This window comes from Paraburkholderia sp. GAS38, from assembly GCF_050434965.1.
In the GTDB taxonomy this organism is placed as follows: Bacteria; Pseudomonadota; Gammaproteobacteria; order Burkholderiales; family Burkholderiaceae; genus Paraburkholderia; species Paraburkholderia phenazinium_A.
Genome location: NZ_JBNDJO010000007.1, coordinates 315,932 through 340,317, shown reverse-complemented (window position 1 = coordinate 340,317; position 24,386 = coordinate 315,932). Strand labels below are relative to the sequence as shown.

The following is a 24,386-nucleotide window of genomic DNA, read 5'->3' as shown; positions in this document are numbered from 1 at the left end:
GGACTCGTTGCCGATTTCGTGTGAAGGGGTTGCCGGTTTGGCATCACTCGGCGCAACCGGCGGCAGGCCGGGGTCAGCCGGTCATCACGCCTTGCCCAGTGCCGCGCGAATCACGCTTTGCGTGACGATTTTCGACACGTCAACCGGTAGATTCGCCGGCACCGTGCCCGCCTCGCGGCCCAGCGCCACGTTTTCCTCGAACACGGCGGGATCGATCCACAGCAAACCCTGTGTGCGGGCATCGCCTTCCGTCAGGTAGCTCTGCATCATGGCAACTTCTTCGAGTTGCTCGCTCAACTGCGTGCCCGGCGGCGCATAGCGCGCAACCACCAACTCGGCGGTCTCGCGCGGGTGTTGCGTCATCCACGACCAGCCGTCAATGAGCGCGCGCGTATAGCGCACGAGTACGTCGTGATGCTCTTCAAGCGTATCTCTGCGCGCCATCAGCACCTGCCCGTAGCCGCGAAAGCCGAGGCTGGAGAACGGCAACACATGCGGGTCCAGTCCAAGACGGCGCAAAGGCGGCACCACGGTCGTCTCCCAGCCGTAGTACGCATCCACCTGGCGCGCCGCGAGCAAGGCAGGGTCGCTACCAATGGGAACGAACTTGACGCCGGAAGAATCGATTTTCGCCCGCTGAAACAGGGCCTCCACCTGGCCACGAATGCTGTTCGGCAAGCCAATCGTCTTGCCGATCATGTCGCGCAACGAGTTGATTGGCCGGTCGCTCAGGCTCACAAAACAGCTTGGATCGCGCTGCATCACCGCCGCGAAGGCGATGAGCGGCTTCTTGAGCACATACGCACTGATCAGGCCGGCCGGGTTGCTCTCGCTGACCATTGCGCGACCGCTCGTCACCATGGTCTGATAATCCGTGCCCGGACCGCCCGGCGTGTAGACGACGTCGAGCCGCTCACGCGCAAAGAAGCCCTTGTCGATCGCGACGAAGTCGCCACCAAACTGCACACCGTTGATCCAACCAAGCTGATGCGTGATGCGCGTCCGGCCCGCCACGGTGGCTTGCGCATTGCTGAGCTGCGGCAGCACGTGCGCCGACAACAGGCCGACACCCAACACCGAAAGCGCACCGAGTGCAGCAAGCGCGGCGCGACGTTGACCATCCACCCCTGCGTGACCAGCCGGGGCCCCCGACGACTTGATTTGAATAGTCTCGCTCATAGCTTCCGTGCGTACGACGATGAGGCGCTGTAACCCGCCCCGATTCACCGGCATCGCTGCCGGCACTCGCTTCGCTTGCTGCGCATGGAGGTGTCTCCCATGCGGAACGGAGACAAGCCTACAGCGCAAAAAACTGCGTCGGGTAGTAAAAAATAAAGCGTTCTCTTCGTAGTCAATTTCGTCGCGCAGCGACACGCAAATGGCACTCCCCCTGTATTTTGGCGAGCGTAGCCTTGCCCTCATTTGACGTTGCAGGGCTCGCCGGTGCTATCTCCAGCGCCATGCCGATTGCTTGCAACGCCGCGCTCATCACCTGTTCATAAGGCCTTGATCATGTCCCGCAGCTCAGAAGGCATTGAAGACAAAATCGCCGCACGTCCGGTGGATATCGCCGAGATTCCGGTCGTGGATTTCTCTCCGTTCCTGCGTGGCGATCTGTCGGGTAAGGCACGCGTCGCAGCACAGATCGCTGAGGCATGCAGCCGCATCGGTTTTTTCTATCTGCGTGGACACGGCGTCGATCAGGCGCTGATCGACGCTGCATTTGCGCAGTCGGCCGCCTTCTATAGCCGCCCCGTCGACGAGAAGCAGCGTACGCGGGCCACGCCCGACTGGTATCGCGGCTGGATCCCCATGCCGCCCAGCCAGCCTCTGTCGCGCAATAGCCGCCTTCACGAGCAGTTCCGCTTGCAGGACGAGTTTGACGACGGCGAAGTCGATCCGCTCTTCTATCGCCCCAACCGCTGGCCCGACGACATGCCCGAGTTCCGCCGCGTGTGCAAGCAGTACTACGATGCGATGACCGACCTGTCGCGTCATCTGCTGAATGCGTTCGCGATCGGGCTGGGTCTTCACGAGACACGCTTCAACGGCTACTTCCACAAGCCGCTCTCGCAACTCAGCCTGCTCTATTACATCCCGCTGCCTGAGCATGCCGACATCGAAGTGTCCAATACGGTCTCCCATACTGACGAAGGACCTTTCACGATCCTCGCGCAGGACTCGCGCGGCGGCCTCGAAGTCAAACGGCGCGACGGCACATGGATCGAAGCGCCGCCCATTCCCGGCGCCTTCACCATCAATGTGGGCGACATGATGATGTGGTGGTCCAACGGACGCTATCTGTCCAACTATCACCGCGTGCGTAACCGTTCGCGCTTCGAGCGCTATTCGATTCCGTTCTTCATGAACCCCGACCGCGACGTCACTGTGGAACCGCTGCCCGAGATACTGGCCGTGGATCAGGAGAAACGCTTTGAGGGCGTGCATGTGGGCAAGCATCTGAGCCGCTTCTACGAGAGCCTGAATCGCCGCGCGGCTGAAGAAAAGTCCGCCATGTAGTCACGGAATGCGCGCCGTCAGGTCCGGCGCGCTCGCGAATCAACATGAACCAGCTGAGGATCACGCAGTGACCAGAGTTGCAGGAAAGGCGCGCATTGGCGCGGATATCGGCGGCACGTTTACCGACGTCGTACTGGAAGTGGAAGGACGCCGCGAGTCGATCAAGATACTCACGACCTACGATGCGCCCGAGCGGGCGCTGCTGGAAGGCATTGAGACGCTGCTCGCACGCGCAGGGCTGCAGATCGCGGACGTCGGCCTGATCGTGCATGGTACGACGCTCGCCACCAACGCGCTGATCGAACGCAAGGGCGCAAAAACCGCCCTGTTGACGACCGCCGGGTTTCGCGACGTGCTGGAACTCGCGTCGGAAAGCCGCTTCGATCAGTACGATCTGACGATGCAAGCGCCGACACCGCTCGTGCCGCGGCCATTGCGTATTGGCATTCCCGAACGGATCGCCGCTGATGGCACGCCGCTCGTGCCGCTCGATCGCGACGCCATTTGCGCCGCCGCGCGTCTGTTCGAGCAGGAACGCGTGACGAGCGTCGCGATTGCGTTCCTGCATAGCTACGCGAATCCCGCACATGAGCGCGAAGCGGCGCAGCTACTCGCGGAACTGATGCCGGGAGTCAGCATCTCGCAGTCGTCGGAGGTATCTCCGGAGATTCGCGAGTACGAGCGCTTTTCGACGACGGTCGCCAACGCCTATGTCCAGCCGCTCGTTGCACGATACCTGCGCCGGCTCGAAGAGAAACTGGCGACGCTCGGATTCACATGTCCGTTGCTGCTGATGCTGTCGTCCGGCGGTTTGACCACGGTCGAAACGGCCGCGCGGTTTCCAGTGCGGCTGGTTGAATCTGGCCCGGCCGGCGGCGCGATTTTCGCCGCCAGCGTGGCGGCCGAACACGGTATCGAGCAGATGCTGGCGCTCGATGTGGGGGGAACGACCGCGAAGATCTGCTTCATCAACGATGCGCGCCCGCAGATTTCGCAGATGTTCGAAGTGGCGCGCGTGCATCGCTTCCGCAAAGGCAGTGGCTTGCCGTTACGCATTCCGGTTGTGGAGATGGTGGAGATTGGCGCGGGCGGTGGCTCGATTGCACAGATCGACTCCGCACGCCGCTTGTCGGTCGGTCCGCACAGCGCCGGTTCCGAACCCGGTCCCGCCTGCTACGGACGCGGCGGCACGGCGCCCACCGTCACCGACGCCGATCTCGTACTTGGCCGCATCGACCCCACCGCGTTTGCCGGCGGCACCATCCTGCTCGATATCGACGCCGCCACAGACGCCTTGAAGCATCTCGACGCATGGGACGCGTCGGCCGCGCAGCTCGCGCTGGGTGTCAGCGAGATGGTGGACGAAGCGATGGCCAGCGCCACGCGCGTTCACGCAATGGAGAACGGTGCCGACGCGGCCGCGCGAACGCTGTTTGCGTTCGGTGGCGCCGCGCCGCTGCATGCGGCGCGGATCGCTGAAAAGCTCGGCATCGCGCGGATCGTGATTCCGCGCAGCGCGGGCGTCGGTTCAGCAGTCGGTTTCCTGCGGGCGCCGATCGCGTATGAATTGTCCCGCAGCCTGCATCAACGCCTCACGCAGTTCGATCCCGCGCCGGTCAATGCGATGCTCGAACAGATGGCTGCCGAAGCACACGAGATCGTCGCCCGCGCACACACGGGTGCGCCCTGTATCGAGCGTCGCACCGCGTTCGCGCGCTATTGCGGCCAGGGCTTCGAAGTGGCCATCGACGTGCCGTCGCGCGCATTGACTGCGGATGACGCCGACGTGCTCGCCGAGACCTTCGCTCTGGCTTATCGCGCACTGTATGGCGCGACCGCTGACGGTCTCGCCGTAGAGGTGCTCACGTGGCGCGTGTCGGTGACTGCCCCCTCCGCACCTTATGAGCGCATCGCAACGACACCGCGCACGCGCACCGTCAAACCGAGCGGTTATCGACGCGTGATGGACCCGGCCAGCGGCGAAGCGATGGACTTCGCGATCGTTGGCCGTGAAGGACTCGAAGCCGGCGACCACATTGCCGGTCCCGCGCTGATTGTCGAGAAGGAAACCACCACGGTCGTGTCGCCCTCGTTCGACGCGATGATCGACGCGCATCACTACATCGTGCTCACGCGGCGCGAGCAAACAGGAGCCCGGCAATGAACCATGCCATGACCGATCTGCGCCAGCAGCTAATGTGGACTCGCCTGATATCGGTGGTCGAGGAATCCGCGCAGGCGCTGATGCGCACGGCGTTCTCCACCACCGTGCGCGATGCAGGCGATCTGTCCGCCGCGATCTTCGACACGCGTGGACGCATGATTGCCGAAGCCGTGACCGGCACGCCAGGACACGTCAACTCGATGGCCGAGGGCGTGCGGCACTTCCTTGCCCGCTTTCCCATCGACGCGATGGAAGACGGCGATCACTTCGTGACCAACGACCCCTGGCTCACGGCCGGTCACTTGCACGACATCACGGTGATCAGCCCGGTGGTGGCGCACGGGAAAGTGGTCGCGATGATCGGCTGCTGCTGTCACCAGGTGGATATTGGCGGCCTCGGGCAAGGTCCCGACGGTCGCTCGATCTTCGAAGAAGGGCTACAGATCCCGTTGCTCAAGCTCGCGTCGCGCGGTGTGCTGAATCAGGACCTGATGAGCATTCTGCGCGCCAATGTCCGCACGCCGTTGCAGGCGGAGGGCGACATGCTGTCGTATATCGCCTGCAATCAGTCCGGCGCGGTGCGCCTGCGTTCGATGCTCGACGAATACGGCCTGCAAGAATTCGATGCCCTCGCTGATTACATCATCGATCAATCGCTGGCGGCGACTCGGGATGCCATTGCGAAACTGCCGCGTGGAAGCTGGTCGGCCGACATGACAATCGACGGCTACGATGCGCCCATCACGCTGCGTGCCAGATTGACCATCGCCGCCGACACCATCTCGGTGGACTACGCGGGCAGCGCGGACGCCGTGAGTCAGGGCATCAACGTCGTACTGAACTACTGCCGTGCGTATTCGATCTTCGGCCTGAAATGCGTGGTGGCGCCGCAGGTACCCAACAACCATGGCGCACTCGCGCCGTTCATCGTCGATGCCCCCGCTGGCAGCATCCTCAACGCGCAGCGTCCTTCCCCTGTCGCCGCGCGTCATGTGATCGGCCAGATGTTGCCGGACCTGGTATTCGGTTGTCTCGGCCAGGCGTTGCCTGAGCGTACGCCCGCCGAGGGATCGTCATGCTTGTGGAGCGTTCAGTTGCGCGGCGTCGACGCCGCGGGTGGCACGACCTTCGATACGGTGTTCTTCAATAGCGGCGGCTCCGGCGCGCGCGCGGTGCAGGACGGGCTTTCGGCGACGGCGTTTCCGAGCGGCGTCCGGGCGATGCCCGTCGAAGTGACGGAAGCCGGCGCGCCCATCGTGATCTGGCGCAAGGAGCTGCGCGCGGATAGCGGCGGCGCCGGCCGCACGCAAGGTGGACTAGGACAGGTCGTCGAAGTGGGCACGCGCGATGGCGAGAGTTTCGAAGTGCTCGCGATGTTCGAGCGCGTGCGTTCTGCCGCACGGGGCCGGGCGGGTGGTCTCGACGGTGCGACGGGCACAGTGCACCTCGCATCGGGTACGGCGTTGCGCGCGAAGGGCCTGCAACGCATTCCGCGCGGCGATCATCTCGTGCTCGCGTTGCCGGGTGGCGCAGGCCTGGGAGATCCGGCAGAGCGTCCGGCCGAGCGAATCGAAGCGGACCTTGCACATGGCCGAATCTCGGCCGCGTTTGCCCGCGACGCTTATCCTCACGTCGGTTGATGAAACGGAGTTCCGGCTTGATGCGTCGTCAAGCAAGCCCGAACCCGTGCGCCATCTGACATATCACGCGCGCGTGGAAGCATGCGCGCGTGATCCCATCTAGCTACAGCGCCCGCTCGCGATAACCCTTCCCCCAGGTGCCGGATCCGCGCATCGGCTGTCCTTCTGCCAGCAGATCGAGCGGCACCAGCATTCCACAGCACGACGCCTGCACACATTCGATCCAGCGCGGATCGTGCCACCAGTATTGCGCGCGAGCCGTGGGACTCGCTGCGTCATTCACCCGGCGCGCCGGGGATTGCTCTCGGAATTCGCCCTTTTGCACGACGTGCTCGAACGGCGCCAGCAGACTTTCAACCGTACGATATTTTCCGCCGATCATCACGCCATTCACATGAGTCGCGTCGTCGATGTTCACGGTCGGATCGCCCTCGACGAACACGAGGTCCGCGAGCGCACCCGGCACGATCGTCCCCAGATCGGGATACAGCGCCGCGCCGGCATCGCGTGTCGCCGTCTTCAACGCATCGATGGGGCGCATGCCATAGCGGACCATCGCCCTCAGGTTCAGATGCAGGCTGATCGCGGGCGCGACCATCGGATAGTCGCTCCCTGTCACCACCTTCACGCCTGCATCGATCATGCGAACGATGGCGTCGACCTGGCGAGCGACACTCGGATTGGGCTTCGATAGGCCGCCTGCCGCTGCTCGCCGTAGCGCTTCGCGATCGGCGTGCGTGAACAGCACAGCCACTCGACGGTCGTCTTCGATCAGCGAAGGTGTGTCGCCCAGCATCGCTTCGAGGCCAAACAGTGTTGGCGTCCGGTAGCACCCCGCCGCCGCCGACAACGCGAGCACATCGTCATACATGGTGCCCAACGCACTGCCCGTACGCGAATAGCCGAACCGGCTCGTCTCGCCCATATGCTCGTAGCCGTCGCCACCAAACGCCACAGCGGGAAAGAGATAGTGCGACGTGATCGGAATGCCGAGCGCATGCGCGCCGAGCGTCGCGCGCTGCTGAAGATCCGGCGGCAGACGCACATAGCATTTGATGAGATCGTATTCGAGCTGCGCCGCGCGTTCGAGCTCGCGATCGAGCTGCGCGGCGTCGGCAATCGGACGCATGCCGTCCCAGAACGTGCGCGTGCCGTCGAGTGCGTCGCCCGTGCCGAAGTGGCGTGGGCCCGCCCGTTTTCCTGCGTCTACCGATTCCTTGTTCTCAAGCGCGAGATACGGGTTATCGGACAAGCCACGCGTGCTGGTAATGCCGAACGAGAGAAAGATACGCGGATCGCGCGCGCCAAGCTGATTACCCATCTCGCGATGCGTGTGCATGTCGATCATGCCGGGCATTACCGTCAGTGCGCTCGCGTCGATGTGCGCCGTCCGCGGATCGTCTGCGCCGGAGAACCGCGCTTCATCGTGTGGCGACACGGACACGATACGGTCGCGCTCGATCACGATGTCGACATCCGTCAACGCGGCGTCGGCCGCGCCGTCCCACATGCGCCCCGCGTGGATCACGGTGCGGTGGTCCGGACGGTGAACGGTCCATTCCAGATCGAGCGGGACCGGCGTCAGGTTGCCGCGCTCCAGCTCAAGGATATACAAGGCGGCGTTCGATAGAAACAGCACGTTGCGTCCTGTCGCATCGGCACTGAGTGCATCGCAAAGTATCTCTGTAACCCGCTGCGAATCGCCCACCGGCTGAAAAGCTGCGTCGATTCCCAGCGACCACAGTTCACCGCGCATCGTAAACAGCAGACGCGAACGGGCGCCTTCATGCGAACCGCCGCCCGCGATCCAGAGGGGACCGTTCGCATTGCGGACATCGAGCGCGCCCTGCGGCGCAGGTGGGTAATAACGCGTGTCCGCACTCTCGATGTCGTAAATCAGGATCGTGTTGCGCGCCTCGCGATAGCGGGCGGAGTACGGTTGCACGGCAGCGAGCGTCAACCGCGTGCCGTCCGGCGACCACGAAGGCCGCCCCGACCAGACCGTTTGATGCCAGGTGCGCGTCAATTCCCCGGTTTTTGCATCGACCACGTAGATGACGCCATCGGCCGATCCGCACGCGAGTCGACCTCCATCCGGCGCCCACACGCATTGCTTGAGTGCGTGAGCCGCGTGCGTCAGTTGACGGTCAAGCCCGGTCGCCAGATCGCGGACCCAGATGTCCATATTGCCGCCGCGGTCGCAGATATACGCAAGCTGCTTTCCATCCGGCGAGAACGCGGGCCAGATTTTCGCGTAGACGTCATCGGTCAATGGTTGAGGGCGCGCATCGCCAATCTTCAGAAGCCACAACTGGTTCAGCGCACCAAAGGCCACGTGGCCGGCATCGGGTGAGATGACCGGAAACGAAATGCCCTTGACCCTCCGGGGCGCGTCCGAAGCGTAATCACGCCAGCGACGTGCATAGCGGTGCCGCTTGACAGCAACCGTTGCGCGAAACGGCACTACGCCGAGAAAGCCCCGCGACAACGAACTTCGCCGGATCTCACCGTGCGCCGTGTGGAGGAAGATGTCGTCGTCCACGAACGCGACGGGCAACGGAAACACCTCCACGTCTTCCGGTGTCAGCGCAGTACCGTCAATGCACAGACGACTCGTGCGCCAGTCACGGTGCTTGCCGGTCAGCATGCGGTACATCAACGACTGGCCGCCGGGCGTCCATGCAGGCGCGGCAAGCAGAGCGCCCGGGTGTTGGCAGCGCGCCACGGCGGGGTGAACGCGATCGCCGCCGCGCGAGGACACGCATGCCAATTGCCCGTCCCGCACGAAGGCGATCCACGCACCATCGGGTGACCAGGCGGGCTCCGATAGCTCGGCAGCTTCCGCTGCGATGCTGCGCATGGCGCCGCTCGCCAGGTCCATCGCGTAGATCGCGAACCGGCCGCCACGATCCGACGCAAACGCAAGTTCGCGGCTATCAGGCGAGAAGCAGGGCTCGCGATAGTCGAACTCGCCGTGCGTGAGTTGGCGTAGGTCGTCACCCGCCGGATCGATCGACCACAAATGAAAATTGCCGCTGCGGTACGACTGGAAAACGATCCTCGCGCCGTCCGGCGACCAGCGGGGCCAGGCAATGTCGCCAAGATCGTCGGTGAGACGGCGCGCCTCGCCGCCGCTTATCGGCATCACCCAGAGAATGCCCTGAAGGTCCATTGCGATCCGCTGTCGATCCGGCGAAAGCGTAATGGCGAGGTTGGTGCCTTGTTCGAGAGCGACCTCGATGGTCTCCTCATCGATATCGGCCAAGGACAACGGTAAGGATTGGGAATCGTATTGCGGACTGGAACCGGTCATCGTTTGACACTCGTCGTGACTACCCGTCTCGCGCGCATTGCTGCGCGCGCAAAAACGGCCTGCCACATGCAACGACCAAACGACGCATGTGATGGGCCATGCCGTCTTCGAGGCGGATAAGGACGACGTCGCAGTGCACCGCCGTCAATCGCGGTGCATAACAGACGCGCAGTGGTGCACGCAGGTCAGTCGGTCTGGAGCATCGCATCCGCATCTGCGTGGATGCCCGGCACATCCTGCGACGGCGTGGAACGCCACTCGTGGAGCTTGCGCGCGAGCTGCTCGCCGAACTTGGCTGTGGCGAGCGGCAAGGCACGTCCACGTAACTGACCGAGCACGAGCGGGCCGAATGCAGCGTCGCGTTCATCGACCGGCACCACAGCAAGCATCGGATCCTGCCGCCAGCCGAGCGTGCCGATGTCGATCTGAAACGTGATGATCCGCGATTGCCGTACGAGATCGACCAGCAAGTCGAATGAGTTCGCCTCGATGATCGGATTGAGCTGCACCGAACTCCGCGCGACGATCTCGTCGATGATCTCGCGACCGGAAAAACTGCTGTCCACGAGACCGATCTCATACTCCAGGCATTCGCGCATCCGCACGGATGGCCGTCCCGCGAGCGGATGATCCGCCGACATCACCGCGACCAGCCCCTGCCCGATCGACATCAGCGGTTGAAGCTCCGCTGCCTGCGGTGGCCGGAACACCAGCACGAGGTCCGTTTCATACGCAATCAATGCACGCATGGCGCGGCCATGGTCGCAGATGGTCACATGAAACTTGACGAGCGGATGCTGCGCCCGGAAGTCGATGATCTCCTGCAACAGAAAACCCCGCGCCACCGCCTGGCTTGCCGACACACGCACCTCGCCGCGCCGTAGCCCCGAGAGCGATTCGATCTGCGACATCACGTGACGCAGTCCCGCGTTCTGCGTGCGTATCCAGCCGAGGAACAGTTCGCCGGCCGCAGTCAATTGCGCACCCGCCGAGGTCCGCTCGAATACCGGCGCGCCGAGTTCTTCCTCAATGTCCTGAATGCGCCGCAAGAGCGCCGACGGCGTGACATACAGGCGTTCGGCCGCCCGCCGTATCGAGCCCGCACGCGCGACCTCTTCCAGATAACGCAGAACTCGCATGCTACGAAGCGTCACGGCCACACTCCCTATCCAGATTTCGAAGCACCCGCAGTCTAGCCAGACTCAATTCAAGACTCCATAGCCAGTTAAACAACAGGGGCGAACCAAATTAACACCTCGTCCTTCGATATTGATCAAGTATCGTGAAGACAACTCCCTGGTGCCTCAACGGGTTGAATCGAACGAGCGTGCCGCGGATACAAAGCAAGGTTGATGCCAATTTCAGAACAGGCCGCGAGCATCGACCCGGGACAGATCTCTCTATAAAGGACAATCAATGGATTTGCAGCTGCGCAACAAAGTCGTGGTAGTGACGGGCCCAGCAAAGGGAATGGGTCCAGCGATCGTGCGCGCGTTTGCCGCCGAAGGCGCGAAGCTGGTCCTCGCGGGACGTGACATGGCTGCGATTGAAGGTCTCGTGGAAGACCCCGCTTTAAGTGGCGCAGACATCCTGATGATTCGTTGCGATGTCACCGATGCGGCCGACGCCGATGCGCTCGCCAACGCTACGATGGCCCGATTCGGTTGTATCGACGTACTCATTAACGTGGCGGGCGGCACCGGTCCCGTAGGCGGCACGACGTGGACCACCACGAATGAAGAGTTCGAGGAGATCGTCGATGTCAACCTGACCGGCTGTTTCAACATGATGCGGGCCATCATGCCGTCCATGATCGAACGGCGCTACGGGAAAGTCGTCAACGTGGGCGGTACGTTCGGCATGCGCGGCCGCGCCGGTCGCATGGCTTACTCGGCTTCAAAATGGGGGCTACGCGGCGTGACCAAGTCGGCAGCGCTCGAAGCCGGTCGCTACAACATCAACGTCAATTACGTCGCGCCCGGTATGGTCGACGGCGAGCGCTTTCGCACGAAGGTCGTGCCCGACGTCATGCGCAAGCTGTCCATCGGCGAGGAAGAAGCCGTCGCGCATCACGCGCAGGACTATGCGCTCCAACGCATCAGCAACGATAGCGACGTGGCGCACGCGTGCCTGTTTCTCTCCTCCGATGTATCACGTCAAATTACCGGCGTCGATCTGCCTGTCGACGGCGGATGGGCCATGCTCTGACCGCTGGTCTGCCACAGCACTTACTTTCCTCGCAAACACACCATGATTGCAGACCTGATCATTCGCGGCGGCACTGTCGTCACCGACTCCACTCAATACGTCGCATCCATTGCGATCAAGGACGGCCGCGTGCTGTGCATCGGACACGATGCGAGCATGCCCGAGGCGAAAGAAACGCTCGATGCGCGCGGCAAGCATGTGCTGCCCGGCGCGATCGACGTTCACGTTCATTTCCGCGAACCCGGCTACACCCATAAGGAAACGTGGGCAACAGGGACGGCGAGTGCTGCGATGGGTGGCGTCACGACGGTGTTCGAAATGCCCAATACGAACCCGCCGACCGGCACGCCCGATGCATTGAAGCTCAAGCTCGAAGCGGCACAGAAGGCATACGTGGACTACGGCATCTATGGACTGCTCGCCGAAAACAATCTGGATCAACTGGAGAGTCTGATCGACGGCGGCGTGGCGGCGTTCAAGTGCTTCATGGGCAACACGTTCGGCAACCTGCCCTCGCCGCCCACCGGTGCGATGCTCGAAGGATTTGAAATCGTCGCGCAGCATGGCATGCGCATCTCCTTGCATGCGGAAAACGCGTCGATCATGGCGCGACGTCAACAGCAACTCAAGGCGGCTGGCCGGCATGACCCGCTCGCCCATCTCGATGCGCGACCACCCGTTGTTGCCGTAGAAGCGGTGGCCCGTGCGGCGATTCTCGCTGAATGGACCGGCGCCCGCATTCACATCCTGCATGTTTCATCGGGTGATGAACTGCGGCCGCTTGCGGAAGCGAAGGCGCGCGGCGTCGACATCACCGCCGAGACAGCACCGCACTATCTGCTGCTCGACGAACGTGCGTACCGCGAAAAGGGCTCGCTGATTCGCGTGAATCCGCCGATTCGTCAGAAGCAGCATCAGATCGCGCTATGGGAAGGCATTCGCAACGGCACGATCGACATGATCGCGACCGATCACGCGCCGCACGCCGAAACCGAAAAGTTCAAGGACGACATCTGGTGCGCCGATTGCGGCTTCACCGGCGTGGAAACACAAATGCCGTTGATGTTGACGCAAATCGCGCAAGGCCGTCTCACGCTCAACGACTATGTGCGACTCACCGCGACGGCGCCCGCGAAGGCGTTTGGCCTCTTCCCGTACAAGGGCATTCTGCAACCGGGGGCGGACGCCGATATCGTCGTGATCGACATGGAGCGCGAAGAAATCATTACGTCCGGGCGGCTCAAGTCGATCGGCAACTCCACGCCGTTCAACCTCACACCCGTCAAGGGCGTGCCGGTACATACGCTCGTGCGTGGACGCTTTGTGATGCGCGATCGCGAACTGGTCGAAAGCGCGCGCGGGCATGGGCAATCAGTGCGCCGGATCCAGAAGATGCCCGCGGCTACCCCACGCAATCTCGATCAGAGCACGGCCGCGATCACGTCGTCGCATCCGCAAGAAAGCGTGCTTTGACTGCCGGCGTGGACACACAGGTGCTGCGGGTGGGCCGGTTGTTGACGGCGCCCGGCCGGCACGCGCCTTCGGGACCGTCTGCGATTCATGTGCGGGACGGGCGCGTGGCCGCAATCGAAGCGCTGCCGCATGACGCGACGGACCGTAGCCGCTCGTTGATTGCGCTGCCTGCTCCCGTCAATGCACACGACCACGGACGCGGACTGCGCACACTCGCGTTCGGCGCCGCGGATGGTCCGCTCGAAACGTGGATCGCCGCGCTTGCGCGCGAGCCACGCGTCGATCCGTATCTGCGCGCCGCCGTGGCGTTTGCAGGACTCGCCGAAGGCGGCATCTGCGCGGCCAATCACTGTCACAACACGCAGAATAGCCAGGCGCTCTACGAAGAAGCCGTGGGCGTGGCAAAGGCCGCGTATGACGTAGGCATTCGCGTGGCGTTTGCCGTGCCGTTTGCAGGGGCGAATCCGACGGTGTATGGCAACCTCGGCGCCCTCCTTGCGCGTCTGCCTGAAGACGATCGGGCGGTATTGCTCGCCACGCAGCGGCCGTCGCGCACGCTCGCTGACAACCTCGCGTTGACTGAGCGGATCGCCGCCCTTCAACATCCGTGGTTCTCGGTGCAATACGGGCCGGTCGGGCCCCAGTGGGTCGACCATGCGACGCTGGAAGCGGTTGCGCGCGCATCCGCCGAAACGGGCCGACGCGTCCACATGCATCTGTTCGAAACGCGGCAGCAACGCGAATGGGCAGACGCCCGCTATGGTCCAGGTGGACTGATCGCTTATCTGGCCGGCATCGGTATGTTGTCGGCGCGCCTCACGGTTGCGCACGGCGTCTGGCTCACGCCGGATGAATGCGATGTGCTTGCGCGTTATAACGTGACGGTTTCGATCAATACGTCATCGAACCTGCGTCTTCAGTCTGGGATTGCTCCGCTTGCTTCGATGATCGAGCGCGGAGTGCGTTTCGGCATTGGCCTCGACGGCATGGCACTCGACGACGACGATGACATGTTGCGCGAGATGCGTCTGCTGCGCCATGTCCAGCAAACGCAATCGCACGCCACGCTATCCATAGGCGAGCTGTTCGACGCGGCGTGCCGGCATGGCCGTTCCACGGTCGTCAGCGATGGCGGCGGTGGCATCGAAGTGGGCGGGCCCGCGGACATCCTGATCGTGGACACGACCCGGATCTTCCGTGACAGGCTCAACGACAGCGACGAAGGTCTGCTCGACCTGCTGCTTGCGCGTCTGACCAAAGCCGATATCGCCACCCTGGTCGTGGCGGGCCGCACGATCGTCGAGCGCGGTCAATGTTGCTCCGTCTCGCGCAGCGCGCTTGAACAGGCACTGCTGAACGACGCGCGGCGTGTACGCGAGATCGCGCCGCTTCAACCCGCCGACACAGCACGGTTGACCCGGCTACACACGGCGCTCGGCGACTTTTACGCCTGCGGTTGTCACCGCAAACCGGATTGAATGAACCGGCTGGTCACAGAAACCGGCCCGCTACCAGGAATCGGACTCATGGAAACAGCAGCAGACAACGAAATGATGACACGCGTCGGACCGACGACGCCGGGTGGGACGCTGTTGCGCGCGTATTGGCAGGCGGTCGCGCTGGTGGAGGAGCTTGACGGGCCGCGTCCCGTCAAGGCCGTGCGTCTGATGGGCGAAGACTTCGTGCTGTTTCGCGACGAACTGGGACGCTACGGCCTGCTCGATCGTCATTGTCCGCATCGCGCCGCCGACCTCGCGTACGGCCGGCTCGAAAACGGCGGCTTACGCTGCCTGTTTCACGGCTGGCTGTTTGCGGTTGACGGCACCTGCCTCGAAACGCCGGCTGAGCCGCCCAATGTGCGTCTTTGCGACCGCGTGCGTCAGACGGCTTATCCGGTGGTCGAACGATCGGGCATCCTGTTCGCCTATCTCGGCGAGGGCACGCCGCCCGCGTTTCCCGCATTCGATTGCTTTGTCGCGCCGTCGAGCCATACGTTCGCGTTCAAGGGTCTCTTCGAGTGCAACTGGCTGCAGGCATTGGAGGTGGGAATCGATCCATCGCATGCGTCGTATCTGCATCGTTTCTTCGAAGACGACTCGCCGTCCGAAAGCTACGGCAAACAGTTTCGCGGCACATCGGCGGATTCCGATGTCGCGATCACGACGGTTTTGCGCGAATACGAGTGCCCCACGATTCAGGTCGAGTCCGCTCCTTACGGCCTGCGCTTGACGGCGCTGCGTGACCTGGGCAACGCGCAAACCCATGTGCGCGTGACGAACCTCGTATTCCCGCAAGCGTTCGTGATTCCGATGAGCGCCGAGATGACGATCACGCAATGGCATGTGCCGGTCGACGACACCCATTGCTATTGGTACGCCATCTTCACCAGTTTCACGGAACCCGTCGACAAGGCGCAAATGCGCGCGCAGCGGCTGGAACTCTATGAATTGCCCGACTACACGTCACGCCGTAATCGCCGCAACGAGTATGGCTACGACGTCGACGAGCAACATCGCGAGACCTACACCGGCATGGGCCACGACATCAACGTTCATGATCAGTGGGCGGTCGAATCGCAAGGCCCCATCCAGGATCGCACCAGGGAACATCTCGGCACCGCCGACAAAGGCATCGTGCGTTACCGCAGGTTGCTGAAGGATTCGATTCGCGCGGTTTCGCGCGGAGAGCGTGCGCCGATGATGGTCGATGAGAGCGAAGCACGAAACTTGACGGGCCCCGCGTCGATCGACGGCATCAGTCATGGCGTAGAAGCGGCGACTTACTGGCAGGACGCCGACCAGCGTCGCCGCGAAGCGTGCGAATGGGCTTCGCGCGCGCAATCGACGATGAAGGAAGCGTGATGCCGTCACGTCCATTCGCCGAACAGCACGCGCTGTGGTCCGACGCGCAGCACGACGCCGCGTCGCTGCTGGCCGCTCGTCTGGAAAGTGGCGACTTCGACACCGTGCGCTTCGCGTTTCCCGATCAGCACGGCATCTTGCGCGGCAAAACGCTCGTTGCTGCAGAAGCCGCGCGTGCGCTGCGCTCGGGCGTTGGCTTTACGTCCACGATGTATGCGAAAGACACGTCGCATCGCTCGGTGTTCTCCGTGTTCACCAGGGAAGGTGGACTCGGCCTCGACAACATGGCGGGCACATCCAACAGCGTGCTGCTGGCCGACCCCACTACGTTCAAGGCGCTGCCGTGGAGCCCGCGTACGGGCTGGCTGCTCTGTGATGCGTATCTGCCCGACGGACGGGCGGTGCCCTATGCAACCCGTCCGATCCTCGCGAAAGCAAACGCGTTGCTCGCGGAGCGAGGCTGGCAGTTGACAACCGGCCTCGAGGTCGAGTTTCACGTTTTTCGCGTGACCGATCCGCATATGCAACCGGAAGATGCGGGACAGCCCGGACGTCCTGTCGACGTCGAACTGCTGACGCATGGCTATCAATATCTCACGGAGTCGCGTTACGACGCCGTCGACGGCTTGATGCAGTTGCTACGCGAAACGTGTGAGCGACTTGATCTGCCGGTCAGTTCGCTGGAGATCGAGTTCGGTCCTAGCCAGTTCGAGTTCACCTTTGCGCCGCAATCCGCGGCGGCGTCGGCTGACGCCATGTTGCTGTTTCGCAGCGCCGTCAAACAGGTGTGCGCCCGACACGGCTATCACGCGACCTTCATGTGCCGCCCACGCATTCCGAACGTCGTGTCGAGCGGCTGGCATCTGCATCAGTCGCTTGTGTCGATTGATGCTGCAGACGCGGGTTCCAATCTGTTCAAGCCCGATGCGACCGGACTTCCCCTATCGCCGCTCGGTCTTCACTTCATGGGCGGCCTGCTCAGACACGCGAGTGCATCGACGCCGTTCGCGACGCCGACCATCAACGGATACAAGCGTTTCAGAAGCCAGTCTCTCGCGCCGGATCGCGCATGCTGGGCGCACGACAATCGCGGCGCCATGCTGCGCGTGCTCGGTGGCGTGGGCGATAACGCGACGCGCATCGAAAACCGCATTGGCGAACCTGCGGCGAATCCCTACCTCTATTTTGCTTCGCAGATCTTCTCCGGGCTCGATGGGGTCGATCAGGCCATCCATCCTGGCGAGTCGGCCGATCAACCGTATTCATCGCCCGCGCCACGCTTGCCGACCACCCTGGCGGCTGCGCTCGATGCGCTGGCCGCGGATGAAGTCTTACGTTCCCAGTTTGGGCCTGCGTTTGTCGACTACTTCATTCATCTGAAGCGCGCCGAGCTGGAGCGGTATCAAGCTGAAGTGTCGGAGTGGGAGCAACGCGAGTACTTCAATCTGATGTAGATCCGTGTGGCCGTGGTGCAAATAGGTGGCGAGATCGTATTCATCAACTGGGATGGGGCTTCTTGAACCTGTGTTTCTAGTTGCCCCCATACAGCGTCGAGCACGCGCGCGCTACTTATATCGCTCTTCGAGAGTCGCCAATCGAGCTTGCTGATATTGGTAACGAGGTTCTTCAACTGATCATCTTGGGCATGCGCGAACACTTTTTCCGCATATCCAGGCGACTGGCCATCGGGACCGATGCAGGTTTGCTGGATGACAAAATCTGCCAATAGGTCCGGTGAGAGGCGATAGTTTCGTCCACGCTTGAACAATACGCCGGCGTTGTACCAGACTTTAGACACGATCGTTTGACCTTTGACGTGCGCCTACACCGATGCCCTGATAGTAGCAGCGCGGGCGATTCTCAGACTATTCCGCAACGCTTCGGCTCAGCGCAAAAATCAGCTTTCCTGAACGCTCTATATCGGCCCTGCGGGACCTCGGGAGGGATCAAGCCCCCCTAAAACCCGGCAATTTTGAGTTTTGACACGGCCTCGGCCGTGAGCCGCAGGTATCAGGCGCGTTCGATTGCGCTCATATGCATCCGGTCGAATCAGGGAATAACTGACGCATCGCCACGGTCTTGCAGGTATGACAGACTCGAAACGGGTGATCAAATGAACATCGTCGACATGGCACATGCATCGGGATTTGCCGTCATCCTGGACGGCAGAATCGGTCGCGAGGAATACCAGAGCGTATGCGGTTCGGTATCGGCATTACAGCGATTCGCCGAAGCGGTACGTCAGGACGCGGCGAGTCAGCGCGAATCTGCGCCGCTGAAGTCGCCGCCGGCTGATCTGTCTGGACGGTTACGCCGCAGTTCTATTGGAAGTACGCGAAAATCTGGCGGCCGGGCGGCGTTTGCTCGTCGCGCTTCGCACAACGCTCGCCGGATGCAGTCATGACGGCGCAGATGCAAACCGTTCTGCGTCGGTTGCAGCTTGGGTCTGGCGTGGTGTTGCTGATCTACCTCTTTCTCCATCTGGTCAATCACGCGCACGGATTTCGTCGAGCAGGCTGTCGATCTGATGGTCGAGCTGTCCCGGCAACAGCGGATTGCTCCAGTAGTTCAGCGCGACATGGGCGCCGTGCCGCGCACATGCCAGCGCGATCGCGCGCCCGATGCCTCGCGACCCGCCCGTCACCACCACGACCTTGTCTTTGAGCAGCATGGATGCCCTCCTGTGGCCTGTCCCGAGCCGGGATCAACGTGCATACGGCCGCTGGGTGTGCACCTCCGGATTCAGCCTCACGCCGAAACCTGGCGTGTCGGGCACCTTCATCTTGCCGTTGACGGCCACGGGCTCATCCAGCAGCAGCGGAGCGAACATCGGGACGACCCGGTCGGCATCCGGCGCCATCATCAGGAACTCGGAAAACGGACTGTTGTGACGCGTCGTCATGAAATGACAGCTGTAGACCGACGAGCCATGCGGGATTACCAGCACGCCCCGTGCATCCGCCAGCGCCGAGATCTTGATCAGTTCGGTGATACCGCCGCACCAGCCGACGTCAGGCTGGATGATGTCGCAGCACTCCATTTCGAGCAGCATCCGGAAGCCCCGGCGCGTGGCTTCGTGCTCACCCGTCGTCACCAGCATGCCGCGCGGAACGTTAGCGCGCAGTTGCGCGTAGCCCCAATAATCGTCGGGAGGCAGGCATTCCTCGACCCACTTGAGACCGAACTCCTGCGCGCGATGCGCGAGCTTCGTCGCGTATGGCAGATCGAGGCTCAATATGTCGAATGGTGGGCATGCTCATGGACGTCACTCCATGTAGGGAAAGCCGGATCGCAGCGGGAGGTCAGGCCTAATGCGCCCAGCGCAGCACAAGTGCGTCGAGACGCCGGGCGATCTCGACAAGGCTCTGCCGGGTAGCCGGATGAAGCGGCGTTAGCGGCCGGCGCGGCGCGTCGGAGGCGATAATCCCACCCTCCTTCATTAAAGCCTTGCACGCCATCAGGCCCGACTGGCGATTCTCGAAGTTGATCAACGGCAGCCATTTCTCGTAGATACGCACCGCATCCTCACGATTGCCCGCCAGATATTCGCGAATGATCGGCTGCAAGCCGTCCGGGTAACCCGCTCCCAGCACACTGCCAGTCGCGCCCGCGTCGAGATCCGCGAGCAGCGTGATCGCTTCTTCACCGTCCCACGGCCCTTCGATGGCGTCGCCGCCCAGTTCGATCAGTTCTCTCAGCTTGGCGGCCGACTGGGGTACCTCGATCTTGAAGTAGCTCAGGTTGGGAATCTCGTGGGCCATCCGCGCAAGAAAAGCGGCCGACACCTGGGTACCGCTCATCGGCGCATCCTGATACATGATAGGAATCTCGATGCGCTCCGATACGTCGCTGAAGAACGCATGGATCGCCGCTTCGCCACACCGGATCGTGGCGCCGTGATACGGTGGCATGATCATGACCATCGCAGCGCCACGAGCCTGTGCGTCACGGCTGCGCTCCGCGCAGATGCGCGGGTTGAAATGTGTCGTGGTCACAATCACCGGCACGCGCCCGGCCACATGATCGAGTATCGTCGCGGTCAGGCGCTCCCGTTCGGGGTCCGACAGGGAAAACTGTTCCGAGTAGTTTGCGAGGATGCAAAGACCATCCGCACCGGCGTCGATGATGAAATCGATGCAGCGTTTCTGGCCCTCGAGATCTAGGTTCCCCTGTTCGGTAAAGATCGTCGGAGCGACGGAATACGCTCCTGTGTAACGGCGTACGCCGGGCGATACTCGGTTCATTACGGCTCCTTAATTTTAATTAGCATTACAGATTTATTTATACAATCATATCCATCAAATATCATATTGAAGATTCACGACAGGAAAGAACAGTTCCGGCGAACGTCAGACTCGACCGTACCGCCCGCGCAACCCGTCGGTCACACCACACAGGATCGCCTGCAATTTCCTGCGCTTTTCTTTGGCGTGAAGCAAAACGAACGCGACATGTTTCAACGTGATCAGATTGATCAGCAACATTGCCGGATAGCGGCGCCAGTAATCGCGTGCCACCAGAATGCAATTGCGTGCCGCGTAATAGTGGCGCAGGGCGCTCTGATCGAAGATATCGACCTGTGGCCAATGCTGGGGCGCCGGCGGCTTGCCGAGCTCATGCGGTAGCGACACGTCCGCGTTCACGCACACCGGCACGCCGTGAGCCTGCGCGCGCATGCAGTATTCAGCGTCGACGTGGTCGATGAAAAAATCCTCGCGGAACTGTCCTAGCTCCCGGTACGCTTCCAGCGAGATGGCGGTTCCCGACGAGATGATCACCGAGCAGCGCAGCAGGCCGTGCGCGCCGTCGTTGATCCGCTTGATCTGCGCCGACCAGCGGCGCACCGTGAAGAGCGGCAGATCGCGGTTGAAGTTCAGGTTGAATATCCGCGGCCCGACCAGGAACCGGGAATCGCCCACCTCGGCGCATCCTTCCAGCATGCGGTCGAAATAATCGTCCGGGATATAGGAGTCCTGGTCGAAAATGAAAAAGACATCACAGCCGCGATCGATCAGAAACTGAACGCCCGCATTGAACGCTCCGGCGATGCCGCCGCGATTCTGGTTGACGACCACGTCGACGCCATGCGCTCTTAGCCGCGTGTGCAGTTGCTCGTCCACGCTCGGGGAGTTGTCGACAGCCACGACCACAGGACTCAATCGTGGCAAATCCACCAGATGATCGACCTGCTCCTGGGTCGGTTTGTAAAGCGTGATCAGTGTGCCATGCTTCATGACGGCGCCTCGTTGCGAAGAGATGATGGCCTCTCGCCCCTGCATGCGGGCGAGCCCGTCCTCCTGTCGGTCGACTGCGTCCCGTACCGGCGCGGTGCGCTGCGGCGCTTCCCCACTTGCCTGGAAACCCCGCGACCCGCCCGTTATTTCGCGTACAGCTTGATCACGCTCGCATGCACGACGCGCGTGATCTCTTCCATTCGCCAGCGGATATGCGTATCCGTTAGCGCCATACAGCGCTCGACGTCGCGCGCCGCCAGCGCATCGAGGATATGCAGATGCTCGGTGAACGCCTCGTTGCGCCGCTGGTCGACATCCACCCATCGCACGTAGTGGATCCGCGCGTTAATACCCTGCAGCACCCGGCCGATTTCCGCGTTGCCCGACAGCGCGGCCAGCTCGAGGTGAAACGTCTCGTCCTTGACGACGAGCTCGTCGGACGGCATCCGCTCCGCGCTCTTCATCACCTGCTTCCACGACCTGCGCAACGTCTTGATGTCGTTGTCCGACGCCCGTTCGCAAGCCAGCATCACCGCGGTCGATTCGATCGTGCGGCGCAACTCGAAAAGATCGAACACTTCTTTCCCATCCAGTTCCCGAATGAAAAAACCCCGGTTCGGCACGAAGGTCAACAGGTTCTCCGCCACCAGCCGGTTAAGCGCCTCGCGAATCGGCGTACGGCTGACGTCGAAGCGCTCCGCCAGTTCCAGTTCGTTGACCCGCTCGCCGGGGCGGATCTTGTACAGCACCGCCATCTGCTTCAACTGCTCGTAAATCTCGTTTACCGTCAGTCCTGCCCGCTTGGGCGCGCTGGTTTCCCGCGCCCCCGGACGCACCATCACGGAATTCGCAGCCATCGTGTCTCCTGGTTCATTTCGCTACAACTCATTATCGACTACACCTGCCGGCCGCCCGGTGGCCGCCGCCTGCACATTCGTTCAAATCGTAAACAGCCGGCCAAACTGCGGCAAGCGGTCTTCGACACCGCCGAGCCGCAACGCATGCCAGGCCAGTGCATGATTACTCGACAAAACCGGCTTGCCCAGCTTTGCTTCGATCTCGGCGATGGCGTCGACGAGCCGCAGACTCGTGCAGGAAACGAACACCGCGTCGACGTCCGGATCGCGGCCCAGTTCGAGTACCGCGTATTCGAGCGAGGCGCGATCGATGCGGGCCACTTCGTTATCGTCGCGATGCTCGAACGAGCCGACACTGACGACGTCGACGCCGCGCGCCTTGAGGTAATGGCTCATCGCGTCGTTGATCGGGCGCTCATACGGTGTCAGCAATGCCACCCGCTGGGCGTCGAGCGCGTCGAGCGCGATGCGCGCGGCAGTGATGGGGGTCGTACAGGCGACACCCGGGCGCGCCTCGCGGATACGTTCGAATACCCGCTCCTCGCCCAGCACCATCGAAGCCGACGTGCAACCGAACGCGACCACATCGAGATGCTCGCCCGGGCGAATCAGCTCCACCGCAGCCGCGATCCGGCCGTCCATCTCGGCAAGCGTCTCAGCCGTGATCTCGGCCGAATTGGCAACTCGGCTTTCATAGAACGCCACACCGTCGAGCGACAGCATGCGCCGCCATTCAAACTCGATCGTATGATCGGTCGCCAGCACGACGAGGCCGATCGCCGCGCGCCCCGCGATCCCGTCGTCCAGCGAAAAGCCGAAGCGCGCGTATGCGCCCGGAGGAGAGTCGATAGGGCTCGATTGAAGTTCGCTCACTGCAGTGTCATCCCTGTGATGTCGATGTCGGGGCGGCGGCCACTCATCAGGTCGACGAGTATCTTCGCGGTGCCGCACGACATGGTCCAGCCCATATGGCCGTGCCCGGTGTTGAAGAACAGGTTGCGATGCCGGGTCGGGCCGATCAGCGGTGTGCCTTCAGGCGTCATTGGCCGCAGGCCCGCCCAGTACGACGGACGCTGATAATCCGCGCCGTTCGGAAACAGCGCCTTCGACGTCTGCAGCATGTGCGAGAAATCCGCCGGCGAATGGTTCGTGTCGTAGCCACAGAACTCTGCTGTCGCCGTCAGCCTCAAGCGTTGCCCGAACCGCGCCCATGCGACCAGCTGGCTCTCCTCAACGCCACCGAGCATCGGCGGCTCGTGCGACTCGTCGATCGGCAGCGTGACCGAATAGCCCTTGACCGGGTAGATCGGCAGGCGATAGCCGAGCCGGCGTGCGAGGAACGGCGAATATGAACCTAGCGCGAGTACGTAACGATCGCCGCTCACCCGGCCTCGCGATGTGTCGACGTAGTCGATCTGGTCCGCGCTCGCGCGCACCTCGCGGATCGTCGTGCCCAACTGGAACTCGACACCGAGTTCCCGGCACCGTCGTTCGAGTTCGCGGGTAAACAAATGCGCGTCGCCGCTTTCGTCGGACGGGCAATAGATGGCGCCTTCTATGCTGCTCGCCGAAGCCGCGAGCGCCGGTTCGCGCGCAATCACCGCGTGCCGGTCCAGCGTCTGGAGGGGCAGCCCGTTGTCGGCCAGGATCGACATGTTCGACACGCCGCGCTCGAACGACACAGGATCACGGTACAGATACAGCAATCCATGGCTGATGCGGTCGTACGTCAGCCGCTCGTCCTGGGTCGTCTGCTGCAGCAGTTGCTGCGAATAGCGGCACAGGCGCACCTTGCGCGACGTGTTCAGACGCGAACGTTCCACCGTGCAGTTGCGCAGGAACAGCCAGCACCAGGCCCACATCCGCCAGTCCGCATTCAACTTGAGGCGCAACGCCTGCCCCTCCGCGAAGAGCGACTTCAACAGGATCTTCGGCGCACGCGGCGAAGCCCACGTATACGAGTGGCCCGGCGCGATCAAGCCCGCATTGGCAAAACTGGTTTCGAGCGCGACGCCTTCACACCGATCGACCACGACGACTTCGTCGCCCGCTTTCGCGAGGAAATAAGCTGTGGTCACACCAACGATGCCGCCGCCCAGAACGACCGTTTTCATCC

At 62.6% G+C, this 24,386-nt stretch carries 17 protein-coding genes and 2 pseudogenes; 9 read left to right on the top strand and 10 right to left on the bottom strand.

Annotation, left to right across the window (positions count from 1 at the left end; genetic code table 11):
- Positions 1-84: 84 nt before the first annotated feature.
- On the bottom strand, positions 85-1,179 hold the full coding sequence (locus tag P3T42_RS19210; protein WP_429306924.1) for an ABC transporter substrate-binding protein: 1,095 nt from the start codon (positions 1,177-1,179) through the stop codon (positions 85-87).
- Positions 1,180-1,512: 333 nt separating this feature from the next.
- Here P3T42_RS19210 and P3T42_RS19205 point away from each other — a divergent pair, with 333 nt between their 5' ends.
- The 3 genes from P3T42_RS19205 (at position 1,513) to P3T42_RS19195 (ending at position 6,324) form a co-directional block, all read left to right on the top strand.
- Complete coding sequence (locus P3T42_RS19205; RefSeq protein WP_429306923.1) at positions 1,513-2,520, top strand: isopenicillin N synthase family dioxygenase; 1,008 nt, start codon at positions 1,513-1,515, stop codon at positions 2,518-2,520.
- A gap of 67 nt (positions 2,521-2,587) precedes the next feature.
- Positions 2,588-4,684 (top strand): hydantoinase/oxoprolinase family protein, encoded by a 2,097-nt coding sequence (locus P3T42_RS19200; protein ID WP_429306922.1) that lies wholly within the window; start codon positions 2,588-2,590, stop codon positions 4,682-4,684.
- Positions 4,681-6,324 (top strand): hydantoinase B/oxoprolinase family protein, encoded by a 1,644-nt coding sequence (locus P3T42_RS19195; RefSeq protein ID WP_429306921.1) that lies wholly within the window; start codon positions 4,681-4,683, stop codon positions 6,322-6,324. The genes P3T42_RS19200 and P3T42_RS19195 overlap by 4 nt, the downstream gene beginning before the upstream one ends.
- Positions 6,325-6,427: 103 nt before the next feature.
- Here P3T42_RS19195 and P3T42_RS19190 read toward each other — a convergent pair whose 3' ends face one another.
- Both P3T42_RS19190 and P3T42_RS19185 read right to left on the bottom strand, forming a co-directional pair.
- Positions 6,428-9,637 (bottom strand): amidohydrolase family protein, encoded by a 3,210-nt coding sequence (locus P3T42_RS19190; protein WP_429306920.1) that lies wholly within the window; start codon positions 9,635-9,637, stop codon positions 6,428-6,430.
- A gap of 185 nt (positions 9,638-9,822) precedes the next feature.
- Complete coding sequence (locus P3T42_RS19185) at positions 9,823-10,791, bottom strand: LysR family transcriptional regulator (protein ID WP_074297457.1); 969 nt, start codon at positions 10,789-10,791, stop codon at positions 9,823-9,825.
- A 262-nt stretch (positions 10,792-11,053) separates the two neighbouring features.
- Here P3T42_RS19185 and P3T42_RS19180 point away from each other — a divergent pair, with 262 nt between their 5' ends.
- The 6 genes from P3T42_RS19180 to P3T42_RS19155 all read left to right on the top strand — a co-directional run bounded on the left by P3T42_RS19180 (position 11,054) and on the right by P3T42_RS19155 (position 18,583).
- Positions 11,054-11,845 carry an SDR family NAD(P)-dependent oxidoreductase gene (locus tag P3T42_RS19180; RefSeq protein ID WP_429306919.1) on the top strand — a complete coding sequence of 264 codons (792 nt, stop codon included), beginning with the start codon at positions 11,054-11,056 and terminating at the stop codon, positions 11,843-11,845.
- Positions 11,846-11,887: 42 nt separating this feature from the next.
- A complete protein-coding gene (allB, locus tag P3T42_RS19175; protein ID WP_074296093.1) occupies positions 11,888-13,318 on the top strand; it encodes an allantoinase AllB in 1,431 nt (476 codons plus the stop codon).
- Positions 13,315-14,796, top strand: coding sequence for an amidohydrolase family protein (locus P3T42_RS19170; protein ID WP_429306918.1), 1,482 nt, complete (start codon positions 13,315-13,317; stop codon positions 14,794-14,796). The genes allB and P3T42_RS19170 overlap by 4 nt, the downstream gene beginning before the upstream one ends.
- 48 nt (positions 14,797-14,844) lie before the next feature.
- Positions 14,845-16,179 carry a Rieske 2Fe-2S domain-containing protein gene (locus P3T42_RS19165; RefSeq protein WP_429306917.1) on the top strand — a complete coding sequence of 445 codons (1,335 nt, stop codon included), beginning with the start codon at positions 14,845-14,847 and terminating at the stop codon, positions 16,177-16,179.
- Positions 16,179-17,633 carry a glutamine synthetase family protein gene (locus P3T42_RS19160; RefSeq protein WP_429306916.1) on the top strand — a complete coding sequence of 485 codons (1,455 nt, stop codon included), beginning with the start codon at positions 16,179-16,181 and terminating at the stop codon, positions 17,631-17,633. The genes P3T42_RS19165 and P3T42_RS19160 overlap by 1 nt, the downstream gene beginning before the upstream one ends.
- A 659-nt stretch (positions 17,634-18,292) precedes the next feature.
- Positions 18,293-18,583, top strand: a complete 291-nt coding sequence (locus P3T42_RS19155; RefSeq protein WP_429306915.1) for a hypothetical protein — start codon at positions 18,293-18,295, stop codon at positions 18,581-18,583.
- A 150-nt stretch (positions 18,584-18,733) separates the two neighbouring features.
- Here the strand turns inward: P3T42_RS19155 and P3T42_RS19150 are convergent.
- The 7 genes and pseudogenes from P3T42_RS19150 to P3T42_RS19120 form a co-directional block, all read right to left on the bottom strand.
- A pseudogene (locus P3T42_RS19150) lies at positions 18,734-18,850 on the bottom strand (SDR family NAD(P)-dependent oxidoreductase); the annotation flags it as partial.
- 33 nt (positions 18,851-18,883) lie between these two features.
- Positions 18,884-19,414 (bottom strand): annotated as a pseudogene (locus P3T42_RS19145) (enolase C-terminal domain-like protein); the annotation flags it as partial.
- Positions 19,415-19,487: 73 nt separating this feature from the next.
- A complete protein-coding gene (locus P3T42_RS19140) occupies positions 19,488-20,423 on the bottom strand; it encodes a dihydrodipicolinate synthase family protein (protein WP_429306914.1) in 936 nt (311 codons plus the stop codon).
- A gap of 105 nt (positions 20,424-20,528) precedes the next feature.
- Entirely contained in the window at positions 20,529-21,413 is an 885-nt protein-coding gene (locus tag P3T42_RS19135; protein WP_074296132.1) for a glycosyltransferase family 2 protein, read from the bottom strand.
- Positions 21,414-21,556: 143 nt separating this feature from the next.
- Positions 21,557-22,270 (bottom strand): GntR family transcriptional regulator, encoded by a 714-nt coding sequence (locus tag P3T42_RS19130; protein ID WP_074296133.1) that lies wholly within the window; start codon positions 22,268-22,270, stop codon positions 21,557-21,559.
- An 81-nt stretch (positions 22,271-22,351) separates the two neighbouring features.
- The gene (locus P3T42_RS19125; protein ID WP_429306913.1) at positions 22,352-23,143 is read right to left on the bottom strand and encodes a maleate cis-trans isomerase family protein; all 792 of its coding nucleotides are present in this window, start codon (positions 23,141-23,143) and stop codon (positions 22,352-22,354) included.
- Positions 23,140-24,384 (bottom strand): D-amino acid dehydrogenase, encoded by a 1,245-nt coding sequence (locus P3T42_RS19120; protein WP_074296135.1) that lies wholly within the window; start codon positions 24,382-24,384, stop codon positions 23,140-23,142. The genes P3T42_RS19125 and P3T42_RS19120 overlap by 4 nt, the downstream gene beginning before the upstream one ends.
- Positions 24,385-24,386: the final 2 nt, after the last annotated feature.